The 8,639-nt window shown below is 62.5% G+C and carries 8 protein-coding genes; 5 read left to right on the top strand and 3 right to left on the bottom strand.

Annotated elements, in window-relative coordinates; translation table 11 throughout:
- Positions 1–71: 71 nt before the first annotated feature.
- A complete protein-coding gene (locus K9857_RS28465) occupies positions 72–1,460 on the bottom strand; it encodes a sensor histidine kinase (protein WP_175376191.1) in 1,389 nt (462 codons plus the stop codon).
- Entirely contained in the window at positions 1,453–2,124 is a 672-nt protein-coding gene (locus K9857_RS28460) for a response regulator (protein ID WP_175376192.1), read from the bottom strand. Before K9857_RS28460 ends, K9857_RS28465 begins: the two co-directional genes overlap by 8 nt.
- A gap of 418 nt (positions 2,125–2,542) precedes the next feature.
- Here K9857_RS28460 and K9857_RS28455 point away from each other — a divergent pair, with 418 nt between their 5' ends.
- From K9857_RS28455 to K9857_RS28440, 4 genes are read left to right on the top strand one after another with little or no spacing between them, the layout of a single operon-like run.
- Positions 2,543–3,520, top strand: coding sequence for a Bug family tripartite tricarboxylate transporter substrate binding protein (locus K9857_RS28455; RefSeq protein WP_175376194.1), 978 nt, complete (start codon positions 2,543–2,545; stop codon positions 3,518–3,520).
- Between the two features lie 59 nt (positions 3,521–3,579).
- On the top strand, positions 3,580–4,038 hold the full coding sequence (locus tag K9857_RS28450; RefSeq protein ID WP_224541604.1) for a tripartite tricarboxylate transporter TctB family protein: 459 nt from the start codon (positions 3,580–3,582) through the stop codon (positions 4,036–4,038).
- Between the two features lies 1 nt (position 4,039).
- Positions 4,040–5,554, top strand: coding sequence for a tripartite tricarboxylate transporter permease (locus tag K9857_RS28445; protein WP_224541602.1), 1,515 nt, complete (start codon positions 4,040–4,042; stop codon positions 5,552–5,554).
- A complete protein-coding gene (locus tag K9857_RS28440) occupies positions 5,547–6,581 on the top strand; it encodes an AbrB family transcriptional regulator (RefSeq protein WP_224541600.1) in 1,035 nt (344 codons plus the stop codon). Before K9857_RS28445 ends, K9857_RS28440 begins: the two co-directional genes overlap by 8 nt.
- An 83-nt stretch (positions 6,582–6,664) precedes the next feature.
- Here K9857_RS28440 and ung read toward each other — a convergent pair whose 3' ends face one another.
- Complete coding sequence (gene ung / locus K9857_RS28435; protein WP_224541598.1) at positions 6,665–7,357, bottom strand: uracil-DNA glycosylase; 693 nt, start codon at positions 7,355–7,357, stop codon at positions 6,665–6,667.
- A 131-nt stretch (positions 7,358–7,488) separates the two neighbouring features.
- Between ung and K9857_RS28430 the strand changes: the two genes are divergently transcribed.
- Positions 7,489–8,601, top strand: coding sequence for an enoyl-CoA hydratase/isomerase family protein (locus tag K9857_RS28430; protein WP_224541597.1), 1,113 nt, complete (start codon positions 7,489–7,491; stop codon positions 8,599–8,601).
- The last annotated feature ends 38 nt before the right edge of the window (positions 8,602–8,639 follow it).

Raw genomic sequence — 8,639 nt, 5'->3', positions numbered from 1 at the left:
CTGGATTGATGCAACACCACATATCCCCTGTGGGAGCGAGCCTGCTCGCGATGAGGCCGGAACAATCACCATCACTCGCCGGGCACAAAACTCACCCGTACCTTCAACCCCGCCTGCTCTCCATCATGCAGACTGATCTGCGCCAGATGCGCGCGGCAGATTTCACCGACAATCGCCAGGCCCAGACCTGATCCGGCCACCTGCTGATTGCGTCGATAAAACCGTTCGAACACCCGATCCCGCTCATCGAGGGGAATGCCCGGTCCGTCGTCCTCGACCTCCAGCACTGCCGGCGCAGACACCCGCAGAATCACGTTGCCGCCCGGTGGCGTGTGGGCCAGGGCGTTATCCACCAGATTGCTCAACAGCTCGTTCAACAAGGTCGGCTCGCCCCGCAGCCAGACCGGTTCATCGGCTTCCAGCGCCAGTGCCACGCCACGTTTGTAAGCGAGCGGCGCCATGGCCATGCCCAGATCCCGCGCCAACTGGCTCAGATCCAGCAACTGCGCGCCGCCCTCGGCAATCGCCCGCGCGCCATTTTCGACCCGCGCCAGCGAGAGCAATTGATTGGCCAGATGGGTCAGGCGATCGGTGCCTGAAGCCGCTGTTTCCAGCGTGTCGCGCCAGATCTGCGGCTCGCTCGAACGCAGGCCCAGTTCCAATCGCGCCTTGAGCGCCGCCAATGGGGTACGCAATTCGTGGGCGGCATCGGCGATGAACTGCGCCTGCCGCTCGAACTGCCCGCGCAGGCGCTCGGTGAAGTGATTGAGTGCGCTCACCAATGGCCACAGTTCATGCTGAACTTCCACCAGCGGCAAGGGCCGCAGATCATCCGGCTGCCGCTCTTCCACCGCCGTGCGCAGGCGCTCCAGCGGACGCAACGCGGCACTGACCGCAAACCAGACAATCATCAGAGCCCCCACCGCGAGCATGCCCAGACGCAGCAAAGTGTCCGCCGCCAAACTGCGGGCCATGCTGACCCGGGCTTCGTCGGTTTCGGCCACGCGGATTTCCGCCATGCCGTTCATGTTCGGCTCGCTGACGGGCTTGAGCAGGCTGACCACGCGAACGTTCTGGCCTTGATAGGTCGCGTTGTAGAACCGCGCCAGCGCCGGATAGTCATCGGTGCGCGGGGTGCCGGGTGGTGGTGGAGGCAGGTTTTCGTAGCCGGAAATCAGCTTCTGATTGATGTCGTTGACCAGATAGAAAATCCGACCCGCGCTGTCGTAGGCGAAGGTGTCGAGGGCCACGTAAGGCACGTCGGCGCTGAGTGTGCCATCGCGCTGGGTGACGCCTGCGGCAATTGTCCGCGCCGACGCGAGCAGGGTCCGGTCATAGGCGGTGTCCGCCGCCTCGCGACCGTTCCAGTAGGCACTCAAGCCGCTGGCCAGCATCAACACCACCAGCAACAGCGCCAGGTTCCACAGCAGGCGCCAGCGCAGGCTGCTGGGCTTATGCATCGCGGCTTTCCAGCAAGTAACCCAGGCCCCGGAAAGTCACGATGGCCACCGGCTGCCCGTCGAGTTTCTTGCGCAGGCGGTGCACGTAGATTTCGATGGCATCGGGGCTGGCTTCTTCGTCCAGACCGAAGACCTGAGAAGCCAGTTGTTCCTTGCTCATCACCCGGCCGGGACGGGCGATCAGTGCTTCGAGCACCGCCTGTTCGCGAGACGTCAGGGTCAGCAGTTCCTCGGCCAGAGTGAAGCGACGTGTATCGAGGTCATACGCCAGCACTCCGCAACGCTGCACCCGCTCGCCACCCAGCACGCTGCGGCGCAACAGGGCTTTGACCCGTGCTTCGAGTTCCGTGAGTTCGAAAGGTTTGGCCAGGTAATCGTCGGCGCCGAGATTGAGGCCGTGGACCCGGTCCTTGACGTCGCTGCGGGCGGTCAACATCAGCACCGGCAAGTTCTTGCCACGACTGCGCAAACGCGCCAGCACTTCAAAACCATCCATGCGCGGCAGGCCGACATCGAGGATCGCCATGGCGTAGTCCTCGCTGCCCAGCGCCAGGTCGGCTGCCACGCCGTCGTGCAGCACATCCACGGTCAGACCGGTGCTCTTGAGCGCCTGGGCGACGCTTTCGGCGAGCTGCAGATGGTCTTCGACGAGCAGAACACGCATGGATTTTTACCTCGTTCAGGGATGGTCGACGCCATTCTTTGGCGCGGAGTTTACAGCGACGTCCGCTGCTGTGAAGCCCGAAAAACCTTGAAAGCCTGATGAAAGGTTAGCGAAAGGTTCGCTGGTTAGAGTCGAGTTACGGAATGTTTCAAGCTGACCATTCCATGCCGTGTTTTGAATGTAGCGCCCCCGAAAAACGCCACGAAGCGTTTTCGCCAATAAGAACAATAAACCGAGGTACTGCACCATGCTGCCCAGCCAGCGTTATGCCCTCCCCCGCGTTTCCCCCTGTTCACGCTTGCCCGCGCCGAATCCGGCTGCCTGCGGTTCCGCTCTGGCGGATATCAATACGAAGGCATCTTGCGAAATCGTCGCACCTGAATCATCCCGAAAAACAACAACTCCCATGGAGACAATAATGAATCGTTCACTGCGCCGTTTCGCCCTCGCCGCCAGCTGTGTGCTGTTCGCCGGCCAACTGATGGCTGAGCCCAAACGCCCGGAATGCATCGCGCCCGCCTCGCCCGGCGGCGGCTTCGACCTGACCTGCAAACTGGCGCAGAGCGCACTGGTCAATGAAAAGCTGCTGACCAAACCGATGCGCGTGACCTACATGCCCGGCGGTGTCGGCGCAGTGGCCTACAACGCGGTGGTCGCCCAGCGCCCGGCGGATGCCGGCACGCTGGTTGCCTGGTCCAGCGGTTCGCTGTTGAACCTGGCCCAGGGCAAGTTCGGCCGTTTCGATGAAAACAATGTGCGCTGGCTCGCTGCCGTCGGCACCAGCTACGGCGCCATCGCGGTGAAGAGCGATTCGCCCTACAAGACTCTCGACGATCTGGTACAGGCGCTGAAGAAAGATCCGAGCAAAGTTGTGATCGGTTCCGGCGGTACCGTCGGCAGCCAGGACTGGATGCAGACCGCGCTGATCGCCAAGGCCGCCGGCATCAACCCACGCGACCTGCGTTACGTCGCCCTCGAAGGCGGCGGTGAAATCGCTACCGCTCTGCTCGGCGGCCACATCCAGGTCGGCAGCACCGACATCTCCGACTCCATGCCGCACATCCAGAGCGGTGACATGCGCCTGCTGGCGGTGTTCTCCGACAAGCGTCTGGACGAGCCGGAAATGAAAGACATTCCGACCGCCCGCGAGCAGGGCTACGACATCGTCTGGCCAGTGGTACGCGGCTTCTACCTGGGGCCAAAAGTCAGCGACGAAGACTACGCCTGGTGGAAAGACTCCTTCGACAAACTGCTGGCTTCGCCTGAGTTCGCCAAGCTGCGCGACCAGCGTGAGCTGTTCCCGTTCGCCATGACCGGCCCGGAACTGGACACCTACGTGAAGAAGCAAGTCGCGGACTACAAAGTGCTGGCCAAAGAGTTCGGCCTGATTCAGTGATCGCCTCTCTCTAGCGAACACGGTCCCGTCAACGCGGGGCCGTGGCACAGGAGTTTGTCATGCTCTTACAACGTATTTTTGCCTCGGTATTGCTGCTGGTCTGTCTGGGCCTGGCGCTGATGGCGTGGCCGTATCAGGCCGAATATTCCTACGAACCGGTGGGGCCCCGGGCCTTTCCGTTGCTGATGCTTGGACTGATGGGTTGCGCACTGCTGTACATGGCGTTTCGTCCATCACCGATCGTGCACAGCGAAGACGAACCGGAACTGGACCGTGAAACCCTGAACAAGATCGGCATCTGCGTCGTGCTGCTGCTGATCTTCGCCGGGCTGTTCGAACCTCTGGGTTTCATCCTCAGCAGCATCCTGATCGGCATCCCGATGGCGCGCCTGTATGGCGGTCGCTGGCTGCCCAGCATCGTGGTCACCACGCTGATGGCGGTGGGTCTCTACCTGCTGTTCGACAAGTTGATGGACGTGCCGCTACCCCTGGGCCTGCTCGACGTTCTGGAGAACTGATATGGATACGCTTGGTTATTTGGGACAGGGTTTCGGCGTCGCGCTGAGCCCTTACAACCTGGTGACGGCGCTGACCGGCACCCTGATCGGCACCGTCGTCGGCCTGCTGCCGGGCCTGGGACCGATCAACGGCGTGGCGCTGCTGATCCCGATCGCATTCGCCCTCGGCCTGCCGCCGGAATCGGCGCTGATCCTGTTGGCGGCGGTGTACCTGGGCTGCGAATACGGCGGCCGGATCAGCTCGATCCTGCTGAACATTCCCGGCGAAGCTTCCACCGTGATGACCACCCTCGACGGCTACCCGATGGCCCGCAAAGGCCTGGCTGGCGTGGCGCTGTCGCTGTCGGCCTGGAGTTCGTTCATTGGTGCGTTTATCGCCACTTGCGGCATGGTGCTGTTCGCACCGCTGCTGGCGAAATGGGCAATCGCCTTCGGCCCGGCGGAATACTTCGTGCTGATGGTGTTCGCGATCGTCTGTCTGGGCGGCATGGCCGGTGATCGTCCGCTCAAAACCTTCATCGCCGCCTTGATGGGGCTGTTCCTGTCGACGGTCGGCATCGACGCCAACAGCGGCGTGTACCGCTTCACCGGCGACAACATTCACCTCACCGACGGCATTCAGTTCGTGGTGCTGGTGCTGGGCCTGTTCTCCATCAGCGAGATTCTGTTGCTGCTGGAAAAAACCCATCGCGGCCAGGAAGCGGTGAAAGCCACCGGGCGCATGATGTTCAACTTCAAGGAAGCGTCGGCAGTGTTCATCGTGAACCTGCGTTGCGGCCTGTTCGGTTTCATCATGGGCGTGTTGCCGGGTGCGGGCGCGACGCTGGCCAGCGCCGTGGCCTACATGACCGAAAAACGCATCGCCGGCGCCAAGGGTACTTTCGGCCAGGGCGACATGCGCGGTCTCGCGGCACCGGAAACCGCCATCGGCGCTTCGGCCTGCGGCGCGCTGGTACCGATGCTGACCCTCGGCGTTCCAGGCTCAGGCACCACGGCGGTGATGATCGGCGCCCTGTCGCTGTACAACATCACCCCCGGCCCGCTGCTGTTCCAGCAACAACCGGACATCGTCTGGGGCCTGATAGCGTCGTTGTTCATCGCCAACATCATGCTGGTGATCCTCAACATCCCGATGATCCGCGTCTTCACCCGCATCCTCGCCGTGCCGAACTGGGCACTGGTGCCGGTGATCGCCATCATCACCGGGATCGGCGTCTACGCGGTGCATGCGACGACGTTCGACCTGTTCCTGATGGTCGGCATCGGTATCTTCGGCTACATCCTGCGCAAGCTGGACTTCCCGCTGTCGCCGGTGCTGCTGGGCTTCATCCTCGGCGGTCTGATGGAGCAGAACCTGCGTCGCGCCCTGTCGATTTCCAACGGTGCGCTGGAGATCCTCTGGTCGAGCCCGATCACCATGGGTGTGTGGGTGCTGACCGTGTTGATGCTGTCGCTGCCGCTGCTGCGGATCTGGCGTAAACGTTCGGTGGCTCGTCGCGCGGTTGCCGATGTCTGATCGAACACCCTTCAAAGCCTGGTGGGGCACACCACTGGTCGGCCTGCTGGGCGGTTACCTCGCCAGCCAGGTCGGCTGGCCGCTGCCGTGGATGGTCGGCTCGTTGCTGGCGATCATCCTGGTGCGCTGCCTGACCCCCTGGCAATTGGCGGAAATCCCTGGCGGCCGCAAGTGCGGCCAGTGGATCGTCGGTATCGGCATCGGCTTGCACTTCACCCCTGTGGTGATGGAGCAGGTGCTGAGTCATTTCGGCCTGATCTTCTTCGGTGCGTTGGTCACCAGCCTGTCCGCAGTGGTCGGGGTCTGGCTGATGCGACGCACCGGAGAGGATCGGGCCACCGCGTTTTTCTCCAGCATGCCCGGCGGCTCCGGGGAGATGGTCAACCTCGGCGCACGCAACGGCGCGGTGCTCAGCCGTGTGGCGGCGGGCCAGAGCCTGCGGGTATTGGTGGTGGTGCTCTGTGTGCCGGCGGCATTCAAATACCTGCTGGGCGACGGTACACCGATCTCCCACGCCGGCAGCATCGACTGGCGCTGGCTGGCGGTGCTGTTTCCCGCGGGCGCCTTGGCGGCCTGGATCTGGGAGCGTCTGCGTCAGCCCAATCCCTGGTTGTTCGGGCCTTTGCTGGTCAGTGCCGCTGTGAGCATTGGTTGGGATTTACACATCGGTTTGCCTAACGGTGGCAGCCAGATCGGTCAGTGGTTGATCGGTAGCGGTTTGGGTTGTCACTTCAACCGGCAGTTTTTCCGTCGCGCGCCTTCGTTCATGGGGCGGACGCTGATCGGTACGGTGTTGACCATGTTGATTGCCACGGGCGCGGCGCTGGGCCTGAGCGCCCTCACCCACCTGGATTTGCGTTCGCTGACGTTGGGCATGATGCCCGGCGGGATTGCGGAGATGAGCCTGACGGCGGAGACGTTGCAGTTGTCTGTGCCGCTGGTGACGGCGATGCAGGTGATGCGGTTGTTGTTTGTGCTGTTTCTGGCGGAGCCGTTGTTCAAGTATTGGAATCGGAATCCAGACTGAAGACCGGGTCGCCTCATTCGCGGGCAAGCCTCGCTCCTACAGACCGTACTGCCTGTAGGAGCGAGGCTTGCCCGCGAAGCTTTTCATAGGTTCGGCAATCGCCACTCGATCGGCGTTTCGCCATTCTGCTCCAGGAACTTGTTGGTCCGGCTGAAATGCCCGCAGCCCAGAAACCCACGATAGGCCGACAACGGCGACGGATGCACCGAGGTCAGCACCAGGTGCTTGGTGGCATCGATCAGCTTCTGCTTGCTCTGGGCATGGGAGCCCCAGAGCATGAACACCAGATGCGGTTGCTGCTGGCTCACCACTTCGATGATCCGGTCGGTGAAGAACTGCCAGCCCTTGTCCTTGTGCGCGTTGGCGTTGGCGCGCTCGACGGTCATGGTGGTGTTGAGCATCAGCACGCCCTGGTCGGCCCAGCTTTGCAGGTAGCCGTGGTTGGGGATGTCGATGTTCAGGTCGCGTTTCAATTCTTTATAGATGTTCACCAGCGACGGCGGCGCCGGTACGCCCGGTTGCACCGAGAAGCACAGACCATGGGCCTGGCCCGGACCGTGGTACGGGTCCTGGCCAAGGATGACCACCTTGACCTTGTCCAGCGGCGTCGAATTCAGGGCGTTGAAGATCAACGGACCCGGTGGATAGATCTCCTTGCCGGCCGCCCTCTCCTGTTGCAGGAAATTGCGCAACTCTGCCATGTAGGGCTGGTCGAATTCGGCACGCAGGGCCTCCTTCCAGCTCGGTTCGAGTTTGATACGGTCATCAGCAGTCATGGTTACATCCGGCAAAAACAATGGGCGAACCCTAAGAAGGCCCATCGCGCTTGTCAATTGATCTGACACGGATCCGGCACTTTCCCGCACAGCGATCATACTTAACCCTCAAATTCCCGATCGAGGTCACGATGAATCTGCACTTCGAAGAACTCACCGGCACCGACGGCGCCCGCATCGGCATTGCCACCCTGGACGCCGAACAATCGCTCAATGCCCTGTCCCTGCCGATGATCAACGCCTTGCGCGACCGGATGGACGCTTGGGCCAAGGATCCGCAAATCGTCTGTGTGCTGCTGCGGGGCAACGGTCCCAAGGCCTTTTGTGCCGGCGGCGAAGTGCGCAGTCTGGTGCAGGCCTGTCGCGCCAACCCGGGCCAGGTGCCGCCGTTGGCCGCGCAGTTTTTCAACGCCGAATATCGCCTGGACTTCAGCCTGCACACCTACCCCAAACCGCTGATCTGCTGGGGCCACGGTTATGTGCTGGGCGGCGGCATGGGCCTGCTGCAGGGGGCGAGCATCCGGATTGTCACGCCCAGCAGCCGGCTGGCGATGCCGGAAATCAGCATCGGCCTCTACCCGGACGTCGGCGCGAGCTGGTTCCTGTCGCGCCTGCCCGGCAAGCTCGGATTGTTCCTGGGCCTGACCGGCGCGCACATGAACGGTCGCGATGCCCTTGATCTGGACCTGGCCGACCGCTTCCTGCTCGACGAACAGCAGCAAGAGCTGATCGAAGGCCTGCTGCAGCTGAACTGGCAGGAACAGACGCCGATGCAGCTCAACAGCCTGCTCAAGGCTTTGCAGCAGGAAGCGCTCGCGCAGATTCCTGAAGCCCAATGGCTGCCGCGACGCCAGCGCATCGATGAACTGCTGGATGTCAGCGATGTGCGCTGCGCCTGGAAAGCCATCAGCGCGCTGCGCGATCACACCGACCTGCTGCTCGGCCGCGCAGCGCGGACGATGAGCGAAGGCTCGCCGCTGACCGCGCATCTGGTGTGGGAACAGATCATCCGCGCCCGGCATATGTCCCTGGCGCAGGTTTTCCAGATGGAATACACCCTGAGCCTCAATTGCTGCCGGCATCCGGAATTCAGCGAAGGGGTGCGGGCGCGGCTGATCGACAAGGATCAGAAGCCGCACTGGCATTGGCCGGATATCAACCATGTGCCGGATGCGGTGGTGGAGGCGCATTTCCACAAGGTCTGGGAGGGGCGGCATCCTTTGGCGGATCTTTCCGAATACTAGAAGTCTGCACAAAACAACTGTGGGAGCGGGCTTGCTCG

Source organism: Pseudomonas sp. REP124 (assembly GCF_020164475.1).
In the GTDB taxonomy this organism is placed as follows: Bacteria; Pseudomonadota; Gammaproteobacteria; order Pseudomonadales; family Pseudomonadaceae; genus Aquipseudomonas.
This window is presented reverse-complemented; position numbering and strand designations above follow the sequence as displayed.